Genomic DNA, 20,154 nt, shown 5'->3' with positions numbered 1-20,154 from the left:
TACAGTTGAACTATAAATCGATTACTGTATTGGTAAGATAAGAATATCTGTACATGGCGAGGGATGGATGCGTTTCTTTGAACCTTTGCGTGATCGCAAGCACGCGATGCCCTTGGTGGACCAGACGGTTGCCGCCATTGAAGCGGCCATACGGCAGCGGCTGCTCAGGCCGGGGATGCCGCTGCCGTCGATCCGGCACTTTGCCAAAGCCCATGGTTTAAGCACGTTCACCGTATCGGCCGCCTATAGCCGCCTGGTGGCCCAGAACTGGCTGACGGCCCGCCCGGGGTCGGGGTATCGCGTTGCGGCGCTGGCGCGGGCCGAACGGGGCGCAGCCGCCCCTACCAGCTGGATACCGCCGCGCATCGGCGCATCGTGGCTGCTGGCCGATGTGTTTGCCGACCATTCCATTCCCATCAAATCGGGTTGCGGCTGGCTGCCCGCCGAATGGCTGAACGAGGCGGGCCTGCAGCAATCCTTGCGCCAGGTGGCGCGCACGCCGGTCAATCAGGTCGCGGGCTATGGCCATCCCTATGGCTATCACCCCCTGCGCGAGCATGTGCAGCAGGCGCTGGGCCAGCACGGCCTGCAACTGGACACTGATCAGGTCTTGCTGACGCAGGGCGCGTCTCAGGGGCTGGATATCGTCATACGCACCTTATTGCGGCCGGGCGACGTCATTGTGGTCGAGCAGCCATGCTATGCCAATTTCCTGCAGTCCTTGCGTTTGGCGGGCTTGCTGGTTCTGGGCGTGCCGCGCAATGGCGAAGGGCTGTGCCTGGACACGCTGGAAAGCCTGGCGCGCCAGCATGCGATCAAGGCTTTGTTCGTGAACACGGTCCTGCAAAATCCCACCGGCACGAGCCTGGGCATGAGCAATGCCTTTCGCCTGCTGCAGTTGGCCGAGCAGTACGATTTCAGGGTGATCGAAGACGACGTGTCGCGCGACCTGATGCCCGGCCTGGGCCCCATGCTGGTGGCGCTGGCGGGCACCGGACGCGTGGTGTATGTATCGGGTTTCTCCAAAAGCATCATGCCCTCGATGCGGGTGGGGTATATCGTCGCCAACGCGGCCTTGCTCAAGGAATTCGCCAAGACCAAGATGTCCATGGGGCTGACGACGCCGGAAATGATGGAGCGCCTGGTGTATCAGGTGCTTAGCCAGGGCAGGCACCAGGCGCATCTGCAGCGTGTGCAGGACCGTTTGCGGCAAGCCCACGACGAGCTGTGCGTGCTGATGGATCAGCACGGCTTCGAGGTCTTCGCGCGTCCGCAGGCGGGCCTGTTCCTGTGGGCCAGGCCAGGCAGCGGGCCGTGGCGCGAACAGGGCGCCAACAAATTGGCCGAGCAGGCGCTGGCAGACGGCATCTGGCTGGCGCCCGGTTCTTATTTTGATCCGGGTCAGGCCGATAGCGGCTGGATACGCTTCAATGTGGCGTATTCCTTGCACCCGGCGCTGTGGCAATTCATGCGCAAGGCGGGCGCTGCAACCCCCTGATCCGCGGCTATGCCTTCACGCGCTTGTAGGTGACGAAATCAAAGTGCAGGCCGTTTTCCTCGGGCTGCGGCAGCCTTTCGATTTCTTGCCAGATACCCGCATCCAGCGCGGGGAAAAAGGTGTCCCCTTCGATGTCGGCCCGGATCTCGGTGGCGACGATTTCGTCGGCGATGGTCAATGCATGGCGGAACACTTGTTCGCCGCCGATAATGCAGGCCTTGTCGGCACCGGTGTCGGCGCAGGCGGCCAGGGCCGCTTCCAGCGACGGGTAGACCGTGGCGCCTTCGGCCTTGAACCCGGGGTTGCGGCTGATGACCAGGTTGGGGCGCCCGGGCAGGGGCCGGCCCAGCGACAGCCAGGTGTTGCGCCCCATGACAATGGGATGGCCCAGGGTAACGCGCTTGAAGTGGGCCAGGTCGGCCGGCAGGCGCCAGGGCAGGGTGTTGTCGCGGCCGATGACGCGGTTTCTTGAATAGGCGACGACAAGCTGGATAACGGGTGTGCGCATGGGGTAGGTAGGAAGGGGATAACTGTATGACCTCGTATTCTAAGAGAAATGAGGGCAGCGGTCGCGGAGCGCTTATCAAACATGCATTTGATATTTCGGATTGATAAAGAGGCGGGCCGAAGGACACCCGCCATGAGACTGGCGTAGTGGCTTCGGCGCCCAGGTAAAGAATAATCGAGTTAGTTTTCGATCTTTATGTCAGCGCTTTTGATCAGGTCCCCGATGACGCGATGGTCAGCTTCAACAAACTGGGAAAATTCCGCTGCCGATAATTTGCCTGGTTCCACCCCTAGGCCCAGCAAAATCTTCTCGCGTTGAGGGCTTGCCAAGGCCTTTCGTATTGTTTCGTTCAGCTTGTTGACAATCTCGGGAGGCGTGCCGGCGGGAGCAAATACCCCGAACCAAGAGGTGATTTCATAATCTTTGACGCCTGCTTCCTGAAAGGTAGGGATATCTGGAAGCAAAGCGTCACGCGAGCTGCCTGTGACCGCCAGCGGCCGGAGTTGACCCGCGCGAATTTGCTCCAGGACGGAGATGGTGTTTGCAAACATGGATTGGACCTCTCCCCCTATCAAGGCAATCGTGGCGGGAGCCGAGCCTCTATAAGGAATCGACACCAATTCGGCCCCCGTCTTTATCTTATAAAGCTCGCCGGCCAGGCTCATCGATGTGCCTACGCCTGCATGAGCGAAGTTTACGTCGCCGGGATGATCGAGCGCATAACGTGTAAATTCGCCGAGGGTTTTAGGCGGAAATGAAGCGGGTACCACCAGCACGTTGTTGACTGACCCGATGAGCGCCACCGGCACAAAGTCCTGGCGCGCATCATAGGGCAGGTTCGGCATGAGGTGGGGGTTGGCGGACATCGTGCCTTGGCTGCCGATGACCAAGGTATAGCCATCCGGCGCTGAGCGGGCGACAAATGCGCTTCCGACGCTTGCGCTTCCCCCCGGCTTGTTCAACACGATGACGGATTGATTGAATTCAGCCCCTATTGCCTCTGCCACCGTTCGTCCAAGTACGTCATTGGTCCCCCCGGGCGCATAAGGAACAACAATTTCTATGGACTTCGATGGGTAGCTGTTTGCTGCTGCGATGGTGGGCAGCGTCAATGATGCAAAGCCACTCGCTATTGCGACGAGCATTGCTCCCGCTCTTCCTTTGTTGCTTGATGCCATGTTCTCCTCCTTGTGGAATGTCATAAAGTTTCTTCTGGTGCAAGTAATCGCTATGTGGGTAATAAATCGGATTTCAGGTAGGCGCCGCGACAGAAAATCAGGGGCTCCCGAAAATGGTTCTCGAATGCGTCGACCTTGCATAGATGGATCGTGTGATCACCACCGTAGTAATGGTCGACAACGCGGCAGATGAATGTTGCTGCGCAGCCTGCGAGAATAGGCGTGCCGCAAGCGGCCGGCTGGTATTCGATATCGGCAAACTTGTCTGGGCTGGGTCGCGAGAAGTGCTGGGAGAGCTGTTGTTGATGGGCGGATAGCACGTTGATGACGACCGTTTCTGCTTCCAGAAACTCACGATGGCTGGGCGCGCTCTTCACTTGACTCCACAGAACGAGCGGAGGGTCAAGCGATACTGATGCAAATGAGTTGACGGTCACCCCCAACGGCGCTCCGCTGCGAGCGAGCGCGGTGACCACTGTCACACCTGTGGCAAATGAGCCCAACGTATTTCTCAATAATCTGCTGTCCTGGCGTTTTTCAATATGCGCGCCATTGTTGGGACGGCATAACGGCGAAGGCAAGGGCGACAATTGCTGTGCAGTCATTTCTTGAATTCCTTTGTTGCGGTGCATGCGTCTATAGGCGTGAAATACGCCTGCTCCAGCCGCCGACCAGGACTTCGCCTGCTTCAGGGTCTGGTGTCGGGTAAGGGGTCCGGGCCGCCTCAAGCATTGCCCATGCAAGGCAGAGATTGGACGATATGGTGGGCAGTTTTGTAAGTTGAGCGATTGCGGGAATAGCCCGAAGCGTTGGCATTCCGGTTCCCGATAGCAAGACGGCTTGGGCATCGTGGATCGGGAGTGTTGCGGCAGCGTGCAGCACCATCTCGGTACGAAGCTGATAGACGTTCCTTGTATCTTCTGTATCAAGCATTGTCCTGGCCGAACCGGTGACTGTCAGCCCGCATTGCGTCCAGTATTCATGGCTAGTATCGATCATCCATTGTGGATAGGGGGCGATGAGGGCGATCTTCGAAACGCCCAGGTGTCTCAATGCGGCCAGAATGGCCTGTGCGGAAGTGATGATGGGGTAGCCGAATTTGCTGGAGAGCGCCTCTGTTTTGCGCTGTTCCTCTTCGCGTCCGACCAGATAGGAGCTGCCGGTGCAGGCATACCCGACTACGTCCAGAGCGGCCGTATCAAACGCTGAAAGGCTTGTCTCCAGGTTGTCCAGATAGTCGATCAGCCGGTTTTTCGAGTTGCTGCGGCTTCCTTGCAGCCGTGTGGCGATCGTTCCGGTGCCGGCTGGCATCAATGCGGAGAATTCAGGCTCGACGACGGGGTTTGCCTGGGGCACGGCGATGCCGAACAGGCCCTCGCGGCTGTATTCGCGTTCGATGCGATGGTTCTTGCTTTCAGTCTTCATTATTCACCTTTCATCGCCCGGCACCGTGCCTTTGGGCAAGGCCGCGACGTGGGTTGCTATCTGGCCAGGGGTCGTTAGCCAGATGGATTCCCTGTGCGCTTGAATGTGTTCAAGCACGCCGCGCAACTGCCGTATCCGATGAGGGTGTCCGGTCATGAAAGTATGCAGCGAGACGCAATAGACCGATGGAAACGTAGCGGATTCTTCCAATTGCTCGTCAAACGCGTCGATCATCATCCGTGTAAAGTCCGAATCGGACGACCCGCGGTTGATGTATGCCGGTAGATCGTTCAGTTCCATGGAAGGATAGGGAACGGCCAGTATGGGTCCGTTGTCCGTCTTGAACCACACCGGCTGGTCATCGAAGAACCAGTCGAGCATGTAGGTGAACCCCTGTTCCTTCAACAGCTCGGGGGTTTTTGGACTTTGAGAGATGAAAGGGCCAAGCCATCCCTTAGGGGGAGTGCCTTCGGCGGCGGACATTCGGCTTGCCACTGCGGCGATCATTTCACGCTCTTGCGTTTCGGACATTTCAATCTGCCGCTCCGAGTTGGTACGGCCATGGCCGACAAACTCGTCGCCTCTTTCTCTGAATGCATCAAGAACGCGCGGGTAAACGTCGTAAACCGAAGAGTTGGCCAGAATGGCCAGCGGCATATTCATGTCGTCGAACAGTTTCTTGATGCGCCAGACGCCCACCCGGTTTCCATAATCACGATAGGCATAGCCTCTGTGGTATGGGGCCGAAGGCGATGAGGTGAAGTCCTTGCCCGGGTTCAAGCCGAACTCGAAAGCCTCGATGTTCAATGCGAAGTAGACGGCCAGCCGGGTGCCGTTTGGCCACTCGTAGGTTGGGCGGTCGACGATGGCTGAATAAGCGTAGCGGTCAAGCTTGGTATCGAACTTTTCCATAGTGGTTTTTCCTTTTATTCACTGACACGGGCTGGCATATCGGCCAGAAGCTGCAGCAACTCGCCCGATGGGAGGACATGTGCATACTTCTCCGACATGTCGAAAAGATTGACGGCATGGGCGACGGTTCCTCTGTCGTACACGCAGTCCTCAGGCACCACGATGTGATAGTTGTAGGAAAAACCATCCACAACGCTCGCCCTGACGCATCCAGAGGTCGTGCATCCCACGATGACCAGGGTGTCGGCCTCGAGGTTGATCAGGTCGCTGGCCAAGGAGGTGCCGAAGAATGCGCTGGGGTGCCGCTTGGGAACGAGTATGTCGTTGGGCTGGGGGGCCAGATCGGCGAAGAAATCGTAGCCTTTGGGTGGGATGCCCATCATGGTAGGGACCTTTTCCGTAAGCCTGCCCTTGTCATAGGGCTTCTTGGGCGCTACGTGCGGATAAAGCACAGGCCAGCCTTTTTCACGAAACATCGACAGAATAGGTTTGATCCGGGAGGCGGCGTCCCAGGCAGCCTCCCCACACGATGTGGCGAATTCTTTCATCGCTTCCTGTAACGGAACGGGCTTGGTGCCGGTGGTTCTATACTGCATATCGATGATCAATAGGGCGGGACGCTTCCCCAATCCGCTCTGGCCTCCGAAGCCTGCGGTTGCGTATGCGGCCTTGTCGGCGCTTGTGATGAGCCCATCCCAGGGGCGTTTATGTTGACTGGACATATTCTTCAGCTCTCTCAGGTAGTGGTGGTGACGGCTGTGCTGTCACGCGACGGCACTGGATTCTTCGTTGTGGTCGCGTCGTAGCTGGACATAAGGTCATCGACGATCGTGTCAAAGGCGGCCCAAGGGGCGTGGCGCAGACTGTATGCCCGCACTACGAAGGACGGTCCGGCATAGAAGTTTTCGTATTGCAGATGGCGGCTTGCGAATTCAGAACCGAGCATGTCCCAGGCCAGCTTGTAGAGTTTCATGCGATCAAGCGCTGTTTCGTTTTCCGTGGACCAGAAATCCTCGAATATGGCACTGAGCGCTGCATTGTTCGTCACGGATACGTTGGCGGGCATCTGGAACACTGCACCGCCCATGAGTTCTCTGACGGTGGTGCACAACGAAGCGTAGTTTTCCTGGCACCAGTTAAGGGTTCCATACATATAGCGGCGATTGGGCAGCACGTACTCCTCACCTATGTGCTCGCAGGCTTGCACCTGTCCGTGGATCATGGCGGCGATGCTCGCCTCGTACGCGGCCAGGCGGCCCAATGTGTCCTGGACGGCGGCAATGCCGCGAACGCCCCCGGATTGCGCGATCTTGTTTGCCAAGCCTACGATGAACTGCAGTTTGGACCAGAAACGGACATTGGATTGGTGATTCCCGAAGCAATGCCCGGCGGTTTCCATATATATAGAGCGGCTCAGTTCCACATTGCCCAGCGTGAAAACACGGCTCCAGGGAACTTTGACATGGTCGCAAATGAGCATGACATCGGACTCGTCGAAACGGGAGGACAATGGGTTGTCGAAAACGCTTTCCGCCATCGCTTCCATCGACTTCCTGGACCATAGCGTGATGCCGGGCGTTGCAATCGGCAAGGCGCATGTGATGGCTTCTTTTTCCCTGCCGGGCGCCAGCGCTGTCAAATTGCCGATCCATACTTCATCGACGAATGCGCCGCCGGTGGCCAGCATTTTCATTCCATGGATCGTTACGCCTGTGTCGTCGGTCGCCACGACTTGCAGCGACGGCGAGTCGAAGAGGTACGCTTTTGCGTCGGTGCTCCAGTTTTTTGCGCCGGCTGGAGGATGGACCGCATAGGTGACGTATAAATCGTTGTCGCGTAAATAATGGTAGTAAGCGTCGAGATTGTCGCGAAAACCTTGCCCTGGAACATCGAAGACCTCGGGCCTGAGCGTCATGCCTGTAACAAACGAGGCTACGTGGTCCGGCGATCGCCCTAATAAACCGTAGCTGAAGTCTGCGAGCAGCTTGTGTCCCTTCATGCGAAATACAAGGTCCTGGGCGTTCCTCGGCTGCTTGTAGTAGAAACTGAAGCGTTTGCCATCCTCTTCAAAAGACATGCCTTCCGTCTTCCGTTTGAGATCAAAAAGGTTGGCGTAGCTTTGTGCCGCGTTGCGAAATGCCGGATGCGTCGTGACGTCGCTGATCCGCTCATCTCCGATATAAATTTGCCGGCCATCGCGTAGTGAAGCCAGATAGTCCTTGCCAGTGCGTAACATGCAGTGCCGCCTTCCATATAGTTAATAAAGTTACTTAACTATATTGCAGGGATATGATCTATGTCAAGAATATCGTTGTTTTTTTACTCGGCCTTAGCTTTTAAAGCTGCGCGTCGCCAGCAGGTCTTGCAAATATGCTTTGGCATGTTCGGCGTCCTTGACCATACGTTCGACGGTCAGGCATTGCTGAGTCAGTCCTTGTTGATCGAACTGAGAATAAAGGCAATCGTTGACTTTCTGCTGGACGGGAGACAGCACTCTTAGCAGCTCCAAGCCCTCTTTGGTGATTGAAAGGAACTTGATTCGCTTGTCATCGGGGCTGTTTTCGCTGGTCAGGAGGCCCTGCTTGAGAAGAGGGCGCAGCTCCATGCTTATATAGGCATTGGTCACCCGAAAGTGGGTGGCCAAGATACGAGTTGTCCATGGCTCTTCGTGTTCAAGCCTGGCAATGGCCTGGAGCGCGACGTATTGAAACGGCGAGAGATGGATCAGCTTTCCGAAAGAGGTCCGGATGTCTGATAGGAGCCAGCCTAATACTGCGAAGCCTAGTGTGAGCCGCCGAAGGACTTGATCCGACTCGTCGACGAGCAGCGCAGGATTGGAGGCGGTAAGAGGAAGCTTTGCGGGTTCCGGTTGCTTTTTTGGGGGTTGTTTTGCCATGAATGTATCTATAAAGCCTTTAAGGCGCTGAGCGGGTCAAGGCTATCATAGTGGCGGGTTGCGCTTCATGGCAATGCGGACGACGCCTTATACGGCTATAAGTCCTATACTTATATCATCAACGGACTGAGTGACCGCAAGTGAAACAATATCTCGAACTTTTAAGTGACATCCTCGAAAACGGAGAGCAGAAAGGTGATCGTACTGGAACGGGAACGATTTCTGTTTTCGGCCGGCAAATACGCCATGACCTTTCCACAGGCTTTCCTCTTCTTACAAGCAAAAAGCTCCATTTCAAAAGCATTGCCAATGAATTGATTTGGTTCCTTAGCGGGAACACAAATGTCAGTTGGTTGAATGAAAATGGGGTGACCATCTGGAATGAATGGGCAACAGACGAAGGGGAGCTGGGACCCGTCTATGGCAAGCAATGGACGGCTTGGCCAACCAAGGATGGCGGCATCATCAATCAGATTGACTATGTGGTCAATACGCTGAGAAACAACCCGAATAGCAGGCGCATCCTCTTTCATGGCTGGAACCCAGAGTATTTGCCGGATGAGTCTCTAAGCCCGAAAGAGAATGCCAAGAAAGGGCGAATGGCGCTTCCTCCCTGCCATTTGTTATATCAGTTTTATGTGGCAAACAATAAGTTGTCTGCTCAGCTTTACATCAGAAGCTCAGACAGCTTCCTTGGCTTGCCCTACAACATTGCGTCGCTGGCGTTGCTAACGCACATGTTGGCGCAACAGTGCAATTTAGTTCCGCATGAAATCGTTGTAAGCATTGGGGACTTGCATGCATACTCAAATCACATCACCCAGATACAGACCCAACTGACACGGGATACTCGCGCTTTGCCGCAGTTGGTTATCAAGCGGAATCCAGAATCCATTTACGATTACAAGTTTGGTGACTTTGAAATCGTTGGCTATGATCCCCACCCGTCTATTTCTGCTCCTATCGCTGTGTGACACGACCTACATCATCGGCGATGCGCTCCTCGACGAAAATCCCGACGGGCCGGGGGGCTGACGGTAAATATGCGATGGCAGGGCGGTCGACCTTGCCCGCAATCCAGGCCATTAAAGGCTGACCACCACATTCCCAAGCACTTTGCCGGCTTCGACCGCCTGATGAGCCGCCGCAATATCATCCAGCTGGAATGTTTGCCCAATCTGGTGCTGCAAAACGCCTAGCTCGAGCAGGGACTGGACACTATCCAAAGCTTGCCGGCGATCGGGTTCAAGCAAGTCGTATACAAGGAAGAAATGCAAGGAAAGGGAGCGGGGCAGCCATGCCCCGAACGCTATCGGCACATCGCCACGAAAATTGGAGCCATAGCAAACAATGGCTCCATGATGGGCGACCGCCCCTTGGGGCACCAGCGCAGCAGATGATGAAAAATCCATATCGATGATCACATCGACGCCGGCGCCCTGAGTCAGGGCGCTGATTCTCTCGGCCACCGGCTCTTTCTTATAGAAAATAATCTCTTGAAAGCCGGCGGCCTTAAGGAAGGCTGCTTTCTCGTCAGAGCCGATCGTCCCGATAACCCGAGCGCCACGAAGCCGGGCCATTTGCGCGGCGTAGAACCCGACAGCCGAGGCTGCGGCAGTGACAAGCACTGTCTTGCCTTTCAGGTCGCCGGCCAGTTCAACGGCGCGGGCTGCCGTCAGTGCGGGAATACCCAGGCACGCACCCGCCTCGAATGTTGTATTCGTTGGCATGTGGACCGCTTGCTGCGAAGGCAATGCAATGTACTGGGCCGCCGTCCCCATTGTGCGCTGCCACTGGCCATTCCATAACCATACGCGTTCCCCGATCCGCTTGGGATCGACGCCGGATCCGACCTGGTCGATGATCCCCGCGCCATCGCTATGCGGTATGACGAAGCCGGACACAACAGGCCTGCTGCCCGCGCGCGATTTGACGTCGGACGGATTGACACCCGACACAAGCAGCTTTACGCGTACCTCTCCGGGTCCTGCCTGAGGTGTTGGTATCTCACCCACCTGCAGCACTGACGCGGCATCCCCGTTCTTGCTATACCAGGCAGCCTTCATGGATGCTCCTTTTTACTTGCACTTGTATTCAAGGGATGGATTGTGATCATTATCATCAGGTATCAAAGGGCGGCAAAGAAGCTGCTCAGGCTTGTCGAACAAATCTGTTGCTGAGCGTTCCCAGGCCGGTCAGCGTCACGTCCACGACATCTCCATCGCACAGGTCGGGCGATTCGCCATCCGTCCCCATCCAGATGATATCGCCAGGATACAGTGTCAAGTACTGACTCATGGTACTGATGAAGCGTTCCACGCCAAAGAGCATGTCCTGGGTCTTGAAGCGCGTCATCTCTTTCCCGTTCACCGCAACGACGGTTTCCATGCGATCAAGGTCGACATCCGTTTCGATCCAGGGACCCATGGGCTTGAAGGTATCGCTATTCTTGGCACGCCAGAAGGTACGGTCAGTCGATTGCCAGTTGCGTTCGCTGACGTCGTTGCCGATCGTGTACCCCAGGATATAGTCGCCGGCCTCTTCCATGCTGACATCCTTGGCCTTTTTGCCGATGACCACGACCAACTCGCCTTCGTAGTGGATTTTGGTGGCGTCACGGGGCATCACGACGTCTTTGCCGTGAGCGATCAAGGCGTTATTGGCCCGGTACCCGACATCGGGTTTGCCGGGTATGCTTTTTCCTTCGGTGCTGATGTGCTTGGTGTAGTTCAGGCCAACGCAGTAAAAAGTCGACGGTACGGCAGGAACCTCGAGCTGGACATCGCTCAGGTCCAGCACTGTTCCGGTCTTTTTGTATCCATTGAACGGGTCCCCTTCGACCTGAACGACACGCTGGTCTTCCAGGATCCCATACTGTGTTGCCGCATTGGATGTATACCTTATCCACTTCATGTTCCGCTTCCTTCAGTCGTGCTAGCTTGTTGCCGAAAAGCTGGGGTCGTCATTGCGCATTTGAACGATAAGCCAAGCATCAGCGTCGCGCTCGAGCTTGACATGGGTCGTCCGGATATTCTCTATACCAGATAGCGGGGCCGGCCCGCAGGCTTTTTTTCCGTCGTCGTGGCGCACCACCAGCATGTAGGCCCGCATGTGGCATTCATCGCCGTCAATGTGGTCGGCCATCACATTAGTGATCAGATGATGAATACGCAAGGTCGGCGAGCGTTTCGCCAGCGCATCGTGCACAGCTGCGCGCCCCTTCAGGATTTGACCCTGTCTATGCCACGTCGCCTGGGCGCTCAGCCGTTCCGTAAGACGGGCGTATTCGCGATCGTCCAGATCGCGAAAAAAAGCCATGATCTGATTGGTGCAAAGGCTAAGGTCATCACTCATGCGTGTTCTCTGAAAAGGCGTGCTTCGATCCAGGGGCCAACATATCTGTATTGATATCGGCCAGGCCGGGGGCGCCGCAAAGCTGCATGGCGCGGGTCAACTCGTCCTGCAGGATTCTGAGTGCCTGGCAGGCGCCTTCGTGCCCGCCGGCGAGCACACCGAACAACGTGGCTCGCCCCGTCAAGACGCCTGCCGCGCCAAGCGCCCTGGCCTTGAAAATATCACTACCCCGGCGTATGCCGCCGTCAACAAAGACGGGCGCGCGTCCGCCCACTTTCTTGACGATTCCAGGGAGCGCCTCAATCGTGGAAATGCCGGTGTCAAGCTGGCGCCCGCCATGATTGGAGACCACCAGCGCGTCGACGCCCAGCGATATCAGCGCATCCACATCCAGCGGATTGACGACACCTTTGACAATGAGTTTATTCTTCCAGATATCACGCAACTGCTTCAGCGCGTCCAGGTCGAACGAGGGGTCGTAGTTTCTGCCCGCAATCGACTCCAAGGCCTTTGAGTTCGCTTCAACCTTGCGCATGCCCGCCAGGCTGGGCATCTCGGGAGGGCGTCCGACAAGCATGCCGAGCGACCAGACAGGCTTGCGCGCAAATTGCGCGATGTTGCGCGGCGTGAGCTTCATGGGGAAGCCCAATCCGTTCCTGAAGTCTCTTTCGCGCTTGCCGCCGACAGGCAGGTCGACAGTGATCATCAACCCTTCGTAATCCGCCGCGTTGGCGCGTCTGATGAGATCGAACAGCCTTTCCTTGTCTTGAAGAATATAAGCCTGGAACCAATGCCGCCCCGGCGCCTTGTCGGCGATTTCCTCAATGGATGCGGTGGCCGATGTTGACAAGGTGTACGGAATTTCAAATTTGGCGGCGGCTCTTGCCAGATCGACATCACCGTCCCGCCATCCAAAGCCTACCGCCCCTGTCGGGGCAATGGCCGCAGGCAGGCCCAGCTTGCGGCCGAACAAGGATGACGACAGATCGACCACGGAAACGTTCCGCAGGACTCTTGGCAGCAAGCGGATTCTTTTGAAGGCATCGACATTGTCGCGTAGCGTAATTTCATCCTCGGATCCGCCGTCATAGAATTCGAAAACGCCGCGAGGCAGCCTGCTGCGGGCGGCCTCGCGCAGGCGCTCGATGGAATAGCAACGACTTAATTGAGCGCGCATAGTTCATCCATTACTCAGGCTTGACGTTGCCCTTTTGTATCACGTCAGCCCATCGTTGCTTGTCATTGATCAGGAACTCCCTGTATTGCTCCGGCGTATCGGCAACCACCTCGGAGCCCAGCGCGGCGAGCTGGTCGTGCACTTCCGGCTTGTTCAGCACTCTGACAGCGGACTCATTGAGCTTGTCGATAATGGCCTTGGGCGTGCCGGCCGGCGCCAGCATGCCCACCCACGAGGCGCTCTTTTCAAATCCGGTCAGGCCGAGGCTGTCCAAGGTCGGCACGCCGGGAAAATCAGCCCTGGGCTCTTTGGTTCCCACGGCAAGAACTCTTAGCTGTTTCTCGGCAACGTAGTTTGATATGCCTACACTGGGGTAGAACATGAAGGAAATCCGGCCGACGATCATTTCCTGAAGGGCAGGGCCATTGCCCTTGAACGGAATGTGAACCATATCGAGGTCGGCCATGGTCGAGAGCATTTCCGCCGCCAGGTGGGCCGAGCCGCCAAACCCCGAGGAACCGAAGGTGAGTTTGCCCGGATTGGCTTTTGCATCGTCGAGCAAGCTTTGCATGTCCTGGTAGGGAGAATCGTAGTTGGTGACCACGACCAATGGAAGTTTTGCGAAATTGACGATGGGCTCGAAATCCTTGACCGGATCATAATTGTAGCGATCAGGATACAACAGGGGGTTGACGTTCAAGGTCAGTGAAGTGACCAGGACTTTGTATCCATCGGGCTCGGCACGCATCACATCGTTCGCTGCGATGGAAGCACTGGCGCCGGGCTTGTTTTCCACGACGACAGACTGCCCCAGATCCTCGGACATATGCTTGGCCATGATACGGGCCAGCACATCGGTTGGCCCTCCTGCCGAGTAGCCCAATACCATCCTGATGGGGCGATCCGGGTAGCTTTCCTGCGCGCCGGCCGTGCCGCATAGTGTTGCTGCGAAGGCGATGGCCAGCGCAAGTTTCTTGTTTATTTTCATTATGGTCTCCGTAAGGCAATTTGCTGACTAAGCGGCGGGAAAATATTTATCCGCCATCACTTGGCAGCGCTTGATAAAGCGTGGCTCATCGGGACGGTAGTCCGACACTGCGTTGTGTATCGTTCCCATGTTGTCCCACATGAGGACATCACCTTGCTGCCACTCGTGCCGATACCTGAACTTCTCTTGAATCTGGTGCTTGAATAGAAAGTCAAGCACCTCGGCGCTCCGTGCTTCCGATAGCTCGTTAATGCGTACGGAATAGCCAGGATTCGCGTATAGAACCTTCTTTCCGGTAATGGGGTGCGTCAGGAAAACAGGGTGCGAAACCGGCGGTTTCTTCTTGCGCTGCTCCTCGGTCAACGGCGGACGGGTACTGCCCCGCTCGCGTCGCATCATCTCCCAGAACTTGTTGAAGTCGTGGGTGACGGTCATGCCATCGAGCTCCTTCTTCAGCTCGCGCGGCAGTTCTTCATAGGCGGCATGCATATTGCTGAACTCGGTATTTCCCAGTGACTTGCCATTGCGCATGGGTATCGTTATGCCGTAGAGCACATTCGTAAAAGCAATCGTGTTGCTGTAGGACATATCCGTATGCCAGTCTTGCCCCGCGTCGCTCAGCCCTATGGGTTTGCCGTTCTCGACGATGTTCGACAGAATCATGACCTCGGGCAAACCGGGCTCGTAATACATGTTGGCAACATTGACTTCCAGTTTCCCGAATTTGACGCTGAAGTCCCTGAGCTGCTTGGCAGTCAGATGCTGATTTGGGTAGCTAAGCACGCCGTATCGACCCAAAGCCTGCTCAAGAGACTTATAGTTTTCTTCAGTAAGGGGCTCTGCAAGATTTATATCCAGCACTTGCGCGCCAAGGCTGCTGTCCTTTTCCACGATCTTCATGAGTTCTCCTGATTTGTTTTACAAGGCATTGCGTAGAATCGATTTGATGTCTGAACTGTGGATGACGGGCCTGGGGTTGAAAGCCAGTCCTCGTTCCGCAAGCGTGCCGGCGGCGATCTCGTCCAGATCGGCTTCTGTGATCCCAAGCTGGGACAGCCGGCCCGGCAACGACAAGGTTTCAATGAGCTGAGCCACCCAGTCGGATACCGACGTATAACGGCCAGCCGACATGCCGTTGATCATGTCCAGCGCCGGCGCCAGTTCATTGCCGGCCACCGGCTCGTTGAACCGCAGCGTATGCGCAAGCATGACTGTGTTCACCGCGCCATGGCCTGTGTTGTGCCGTGCCCCAATCACATGGCAAATGGCATGATGCAGGCAGCTGCGGGCCATGGACAGCACCATGCCCGACATGTGCCCGGCCATAAGCAATGCCTGCCGTTGCTCAGCTTCGGGCAGCGCCTTGTCGGGCACCAGCCCTTTAATGAAAAACCTCAGGCCATGCATAGCCAGGGCATCGGAAACTGGCGATCTGTTGCGCGAATACAAGCCCTCGAGACAATGGGCGATGCCGTTCATGGCAGTGCTGTGCAAGATGTTCATGGGTACGTCGTCGCACCAATCAGGGTCTATCAGGATCGATGTGCAAGCGAGCGATCGATTCCAGAACAAAAGCTTTTCATGGCCATCCGATATCCCAAATGAAGGCGTGGCCTCGGCGCCGGACGCGGTGGTCGGCAGAGAAATAATGGGGAGCTTGGGCTGCACCCTATGCGGCACGGTGACTGTAGAGGGCGGTTCGAAATGCGTGGCGTGATCCGCCAGCGCGCCGCCTTCGGCCAGCAGCATGGCCAAGCCCTTGGCGGAATCGGAAACACTGCCCCCGCCAAGCGCGACGATGCAATCCGGTTTGAATTGCGCTGCCCGGTGCGCCACTGTTTCGATTAAACTAACACTGGAGTGCGAAGGAATGTTGTCGATATGCAATACGTTGAAGGCTTCCATCTGCCGGCGTATCAGCTCGAATTTGGCCGAGGCGGCCATGCGCGCGGAACAGAGCAGTACGGGCCTGCGCAGCGCCAGCCGGCGCAGTTCCCCGGCCAGCCCAGCCGCTGCGCCGGGCTCAAACAACACATGAGTTCCAAACAGAAAGTAATCCATAAATGCAGCCATCGCTATCAGCGATCCATTGTTCAGCAGATTTGATTCAAATCAAGTTTAGCGAAGCGGCCGGCCTGGGAATACCCAACAGAACAGAAATCAATTTTTCCAATTTGGAAACGTAGACTGATATGAACATTCTCGAATGCATAGACGTGTTTGTCGAAGTGGCAAAGGGGCTGAACTTCTCCAAGGCTGCCGAACGCTTGGGAACCAGCAGGTCGGCCGTCACCAAAAAGGTCGCCTGGCTTGAAAACCATTTTGGCGCGCAGCTTCTGAACCGCAACACCAAGACAGTCAGCCTGACGGAAAGCGGCCGACTGCTCCTTGAGAATGCGGACTCGGTCACGCAAAGCCTGAAAGCACTGCAGGATCTCGTGCGCAATCCGGTGCAGACGGCAAGCGGGCGCATCCGTATCGGCAGTCCCCCATCGTTCGGCGCAGTGCATCTGACGCCCGCAATTGGCGCGTTTCTATCGAAGTACCCGAAAATCAAGGCCTCGCTACTGATCGATGATGGACGCAGTGACTTGATTGCCGAGAACATGGATTTGTCGGTGCGCATCGCCCCACGCTTGAAGGATACGAACCAGATTGCCTACAAGATTGCCGTCGTGCCTCAGGCCTTGGTGGCTACGCAAGCCTATATAGAACAGCACGGCTTGCCTCAAACCCCCAAGGATCTGGAGCAGCACAACTGCCTCGTGCACAGCTTGAAGGCGCCGACGGGAAGCTGGACGTTCAGGGGCCAGAACGGAGAAATGCACGTGGCGCGCGTGTCGGGCTCATTTGATTCTAATCTTGGCGAATCCATCCTGCATATGGCAAAGCTCGATCATGGCATTGCCATGCACCCGCGCTATATGGTCGAGAAACAGTTGAAGAGCAAATCAGTGGAAATCGTCTTGCCCGACTATATGCCCGAAGGATTGGACATCTACGCTATCGTGCAAAGCAAGAAGCACCTGCCGTATAAAGTCCGCCTATTCGTCAACCATTTGCGGGAATGGTTCAAGGACACCGACTGGTCCGTTTGAGCCCAGGATTGGCCCTGGACGGTATTGTCCAGGCCCGTCGTTGCTTAATCAACTTTCAGCCCGAGTTCCTGGATCAAAGGTGTCCATCGATCCATTTCGCTCTGTATGAAAGCCCCAAGTTCCTCGGGCGATGAAGCCACCAGCTCGATGGCGTTGAGTCGATCTCCCAAGCCGGGCAGCGCCACAATGCGCCGGACTTCCGTGTTCAGCTTCGCCACAATGTCGGGTGGCGTGCCGGCCGGCGCCAGCAAACCGAACCACTCAGTGGTCACCAGGTCTATGCCCTGCTCCTTGAAGGTCGGGATTTCCGGTACGGACGGATAGCGTTCCTCTGACGAAATACCCAGTGGCTTGACCATCTGTTTTTTATATTGCTGCAAAGCCTGGCCCACCGTGGCGAAGGTCATGGGTATATGGCCCGCGATCGTGTCCATGAGCGCCGGCGTCCCGCCCTTATAGACGACATGCTGGATGTCTATGCCTGTCTTTTGCTTCATTAGCTCGGCGGTCAAGTGCGTCATGGAGCCTGCCCCGGCCGAACCGAAATTTATGGTGCCGGGCTTCTTCTTGGCCAGCGCCATCAGCTCGGCCAGATTGTCGGCCTCGAAATCCGGGTTGGCGTAGGCGACGATGGGCGTACGGGCCATCAGGCTGATGGGCTGAAAGTCTTTCAGCGTGTCGTACGGCATCTCGGAGCGCATGGCCGGATTGGTGGTGTGATTGCTGACCGAAATAATGAGTGTGTACCCGTCAGCGGGCGAGTGTGCCAGCGCGGTGGTGCCGATCAAGGTGGACGCCCCCGGCCGCGACTCAACAAGCACCGGCTGCCCCCAATGCTCTTGCATTTTTTGGCCGATCACCCGGGCAAGCGTATCTACCGAGCCTCCGGGCGCAAAGGGCACAATGATTTTTATGGGTTTTTCGGGGTAGTTGTCGGCAACCGATTGAGCGCCGGAGGCGCCGGTAAAGCATAGACCCACTACTGCGGTGACGGCAAAAAGCGCCCGCCTTCTGAAATTTGTCTTCATCTCCGTATCCCTTGTTTAAGGTTATTGTTTTCTATTTGCTTGCGCCAAATCATGGAAATTTGCTTGCGCTTGCTGTATATGCTGAATTTATTATATTGACGTTTGTTAGCATAAAAGCGTTGTGTTGTTTCTATAATGGAAATACTGTTTTTCTCCAGGCGTTTTAGCTCGCCAGCAGCCCCTGTATATACTCAATCCGTCAACTTCAGACCAATCCCTATGAACTCACTACTTTTTTCGCCGTTTCGCATCCGGGACATCACTTTAAAAAACAGGGTGGGCGTCGCGCCGATGTGCCAGTACTCCGCAACAGATGGCATCGCTGGACCGTGGCATGTTGTGCATTTGGGCAGTCGCGCCGTCGGGGGGGCCGGACTGGTTTTTGTGGAAGCAGCGGCTGTCTCGGCTGGCGCGCGCATCAGTGATGGAGACATAGGCATCTGGAACGATGCGCACGTCGCTGCCTTTCGTCCGATTACCGCTTTCGCCAAGAGCCTGGGTGCGACGCCCGGCATTCAACTGGCGCATGCGGGCCGTAAAGGCTCCACCCAAAAACCATGGCAAGGAAGAAAAATGGTCGATGTCCATGAAGGTGGATGGACGACTGTTGCGCCGAGCGCGTTGCCGTTCAACGACGAGTACCCGATGCCCGCCGCAATGACTGAAGACGATATGGCGCGGGTCATCGACGATTTCGTTCAAGCCGCCCAACGGAGTCTGGACGCGGGTTTCGACGTGTTGGAACTGCACATGGGGCATGGGTATCTGCTGCATGAATTTCTGTCGCCGCTTTCCAACCTACGCACTGACGCCTGGGGCGGCAGTTTCGAAGGACGCACGGCCTTTCCGCTGAGCCTGGCCAAAGCCGTGCGTGCGCAATGGCCTTCCCGGCTCCCTCTCTTCGTGCGAATCTCGGCGACAGACTGGGTGGACGGCGGATGGGATCTGGATCAATCCATTCAGTTTGCCCGCCTGCTTCGCGAAGCAGGTGTCGATCTGGTGGATTGTTCCAGTGGTTCCATCGTGCCGGGATCACGGGGCGAGCCCGCTCCGGGCTTTCAGGTCCCGCTGGCTGCCGCGATCAGGAAAGAAGCCCAAGTCGCCACTGCCGCCGTCGGACTCATTACCGAGGCGCGCCAGGCGGAAGAGATTCTTGTCCAAGAACAGGCCGACCTGGTTCTTATCGGCAGGGCGTTGCTGGCGGATCCTTATTGGCCTTTGCGGGCGCAAGGCCAGCTCGACGGGACGAGCGCCTGGCCAATCCAGTACGATCGCGCCGTCAATCCCAATGCATTGACTTGACGCCCATTTGACGGCATTCGCAGGGCGTTGCCGCCATGGCGCGTCCACCGCCAGCCGGCGTTTCTATACCGCTGTCGTTGCGAAGATGCCGAGGTCGTGAGTTACGACCTCCATCCCGGTATCGCCGCCCGCGTTTTCAGGCTTCTACCACCGTGACGGAGTGGGTGATGTCGGCGGTTTTGGCCAGCATGGCGGAGGCCGAGCAGTATTTGTCGTGCGACAACTGCACCGCGCGTTCGACGGCGGCGGCCGGCAGGTTCTTGCCGGTGACCGTGAAGGCGAAATGAATCTTGGTGAATACTTTGGGGTCGGTATCGGCGCGGGTGCTTTCCAGCTTGACCTGGCAGCCGGTCACGTCGTGCCGGCCGCGCTTCAGGATCAGGACGACGTCGTAGGCGGCGCAGCCGCCCGTGCCCGCCAGCAGCATTTCCATAGGCCGCGGGGCCAGATTATGGCCGCCGCCATCGGGCGCGCCATCCATGGCCGTGACATGGCCGCTGCCGGTGCGCGCCACAAACAGCATGCCTTCAGGGCCGCCCCAATCTATCGTGCATTCCATCGTTGCTTTCCCGCTTTCTTCGATCAAGGATTAATCATACTCATAAAACTTGCGGACTGCGTCGGCGGCGCCTGGCCGAGGGGCCGGATCGCGCCGGCCGTGCGTGGACGCCAGTAACAGTAATCGGCGTAGGGGGATTGCGGGTTTTCCCGCGCTCCATCCATAAAATAAGCGCAGTTGTCTATCGTAAAGCGACATAAATGGCCTTGCTTTAAGGCCAGTATTCGTCGT

Annotated in this window: 21 protein-coding genes; 4 read left to right on the top strand and 17 right to left on the bottom strand. The window is 56.8% G+C overall.

Annotated features, from left to right (window positions below; genetic code table 11):
• The first annotated feature begins 67 nt into the window (after positions 1-67).
• The gene (locus tag RE432_RS00180; protein WP_310931196.1) at positions 68-1,498 is read left to right on the top strand and encodes a PLP-dependent aminotransferase family protein; all 1,431 of its coding nucleotides are present in this window, start codon (positions 68-70) and stop codon (positions 1,496-1,498) included.
• A 7-nt stretch (positions 1,499-1,505) separates the two neighbouring features.
• Here the strand turns inward: RE432_RS00180 and RE432_RS00175 are convergent, their stop codons facing one another.
• The 8 genes from RE432_RS00175 to RE432_RS00140 form a co-directional block, all read right to left on the bottom strand.
• Positions 1,506-2,006 (bottom strand): dihydrofolate reductase, encoded by a 501-nt coding sequence (locus tag RE432_RS00175; RefSeq protein ID WP_310931195.1) that lies wholly within the window; start codon positions 2,004-2,006, stop codon positions 1,506-1,508.
• A gap of 179 nt (positions 2,007-2,185) precedes the next feature.
• Entirely contained in the window at positions 2,186-3,184 is a 999-nt protein-coding gene (locus RE432_RS00170) for a tripartite tricarboxylate transporter substrate binding protein (protein ID WP_310931194.1), read from the bottom strand.
• 50 nt (positions 3,185-3,234) lie between these two features.
• Positions 3,235-3,789, bottom strand: a complete 555-nt coding sequence (locus tag RE432_RS00165; protein WP_310931193.1) for a flavin reductase family protein — start codon at positions 3,787-3,789, stop codon at positions 3,235-3,237.
• Positions 3,790-3,820: 31 nt separating this feature from the next.
• Positions 3,821-4,609 carry a hypothetical protein gene (locus RE432_RS00160; RefSeq protein ID WP_310931192.1) on the bottom strand — a complete coding sequence of 263 codons (789 nt, stop codon included), beginning with the start codon at positions 4,607-4,609 and terminating at the stop codon, positions 3,821-3,823.
• 3 nt (positions 4,610-4,612) lie between these two features.
• The gene (locus tag RE432_RS00155) at positions 4,613-5,521 is read right to left on the bottom strand and encodes a polysaccharide deacetylase family protein (protein ID WP_310931191.1); all 909 of its coding nucleotides are present in this window, start codon (positions 5,519-5,521) and stop codon (positions 4,613-4,615) included.
• A gap of 14 nt (positions 5,522-5,535) precedes the next feature.
• Positions 5,536-6,243: an isochorismatase family protein gene (locus tag RE432_RS00150; protein WP_310931190.1), complete on the bottom strand. Its 708-nt coding sequence runs from the start codon at positions 6,241-6,243 to the stop codon at positions 5,536-5,538.
• 14 nt (positions 6,244-6,257) lie between these two features.
• Positions 6,258-7,757, bottom strand: coding sequence for a 4-hydroxyphenylacetate 3-hydroxylase N-terminal domain-containing protein (locus tag RE432_RS00145; protein WP_310931189.1), 1,500 nt, complete (start codon positions 7,755-7,757; stop codon positions 6,258-6,260).
• A gap of 93 nt (positions 7,758-7,850) precedes the next feature.
• Positions 7,851-8,417: a MarR family winged helix-turn-helix transcriptional regulator gene (locus tag RE432_RS00140; RefSeq protein ID WP_310931188.1), complete on the bottom strand. Its 567-nt coding sequence runs from the start codon at positions 8,415-8,417 to the stop codon at positions 7,851-7,853.
• 140 nt (positions 8,418-8,557) lie between these two features.
• Between RE432_RS00140 and RE432_RS00135 the strand changes: the two genes are divergently transcribed.
• A complete protein-coding gene (locus tag RE432_RS00135; protein ID WP_310931187.1) occupies positions 8,558-9,391 on the top strand; it encodes a thymidylate synthase in 834 nt (277 codons plus the stop codon).
• Positions 9,392-9,502: 111 nt separating this feature from the next.
• On the opposite strand, the gene RE432_RS00130 is transcribed toward RE432_RS00135, so the two are convergent.
• The 7 genes from RE432_RS00130 to RE432_RS00100 form a co-directional block, all read right to left on the bottom strand.
• Positions 9,503-10,483, bottom strand: a complete 981-nt coding sequence (locus RE432_RS00130; protein ID WP_310931186.1) for an NADPH:quinone reductase — start codon at positions 10,481-10,483, stop codon at positions 9,503-9,505.
• A gap of 85 nt (positions 10,484-10,568) precedes the next feature.
• Entirely contained in the window at positions 10,569-11,330 is a 762-nt protein-coding gene (locus tag RE432_RS00125; protein ID WP_310931185.1) for a fumarylacetoacetate hydrolase family protein, read from the bottom strand.
• Between the two features lie 21 nt (positions 11,331-11,351).
• Positions 11,352-11,771: a nuclear transport factor 2 family protein gene (locus RE432_RS00120; protein WP_310931184.1), complete on the bottom strand. Its 420-nt coding sequence runs from the start codon at positions 11,769-11,771 to the stop codon at positions 11,352-11,354.
• Positions 11,764-12,948, bottom strand: coding sequence for an alpha-hydroxy acid oxidase (locus RE432_RS00115; protein WP_310931183.1), 1,185 nt, complete (start codon positions 12,946-12,948; stop codon positions 11,764-11,766). The genes RE432_RS00120 and RE432_RS00115 overlap by 8 nt, the downstream gene beginning before the upstream one ends.
• A 10-nt stretch (positions 12,949-12,958) precedes the next feature.
• Positions 12,959-13,936 carry a tripartite tricarboxylate transporter substrate binding protein gene (locus tag RE432_RS00110; protein ID WP_310931182.1) on the bottom strand — a complete coding sequence of 326 codons (978 nt, stop codon included), beginning with the start codon at positions 13,934-13,936 and terminating at the stop codon, positions 12,959-12,961.
• 27 nt (positions 13,937-13,963) lie between these two features.
• Positions 13,964-14,836 carry a TauD/TfdA family dioxygenase gene (locus tag RE432_RS00105; RefSeq protein ID WP_310931181.1) on the bottom strand — a complete coding sequence of 291 codons (873 nt, stop codon included), beginning with the start codon at positions 14,834-14,836 and terminating at the stop codon, positions 13,964-13,966.
• Positions 14,837-14,854: 18 nt separating this feature from the next.
• A complete protein-coding gene (locus RE432_RS00100) occupies positions 14,855-15,970 on the bottom strand; it encodes an iron-containing alcohol dehydrogenase (RefSeq protein WP_310931180.1) in 1,116 nt (371 codons plus the stop codon).
• Between the two features lie 158 nt (positions 15,971-16,128).
• Here RE432_RS00100 and RE432_RS00095 point away from each other — a divergent pair, with 158 nt between their 5' ends.
• Positions 16,129-17,034 carry a LysR family transcriptional regulator gene (locus RE432_RS00095; RefSeq protein ID WP_310931179.1) on the top strand — a complete coding sequence of 302 codons (906 nt, stop codon included), beginning with the start codon at positions 16,129-16,131 and terminating at the stop codon, positions 17,032-17,034.
• Between the two features lie 44 nt (positions 17,035-17,078).
• On the opposite strand, the gene RE432_RS00090 is transcribed toward RE432_RS00095, so the two are convergent.
• Positions 17,079-18,062, bottom strand: a complete 984-nt coding sequence (locus RE432_RS00090; RefSeq protein WP_310931178.1) for a tripartite tricarboxylate transporter substrate binding protein — start codon at positions 18,060-18,062, stop codon at positions 17,079-17,081.
• A gap of 135 nt (positions 18,063-18,197) precedes the next feature.
• On the opposite strand from RE432_RS00090, the gene RE432_RS00085 reads away from it, so the two are divergent.
• Entirely contained in the window at positions 18,198-19,364 is a 1,167-nt protein-coding gene (locus RE432_RS00085) for an NADH:flavin oxidoreductase/NADH oxidase (protein WP_310931177.1), read from the top strand.
• A 136-nt stretch (positions 19,365-19,500) separates the two neighbouring features.
• Here the strand turns inward: RE432_RS00085 and RE432_RS00080 are convergent, their stop codons facing one another.
• On the bottom strand, positions 19,501-19,923 hold the full coding sequence (locus tag RE432_RS00080; RefSeq protein ID WP_310931176.1) for an OsmC family protein: 423 nt from the start codon (positions 19,921-19,923) through the stop codon (positions 19,501-19,503).
• Between the last annotated feature and the right edge of the window lie 231 nt (positions 19,924-20,154).

Origin of the sequence: Pusillimonas sp. SM2304 (genome assembly GCF_031628915.1) — a bacterium.
In the GTDB taxonomy this organism is placed as follows: domain Bacteria; phylum Pseudomonadota; class Gammaproteobacteria; order Burkholderiales; family Burkholderiaceae_B; genus Pusillimonas_C.
Note: the sequence above shows the minus strand (reverse complement) of the source record. Positions and strands in the feature narration are given on the sequence as shown.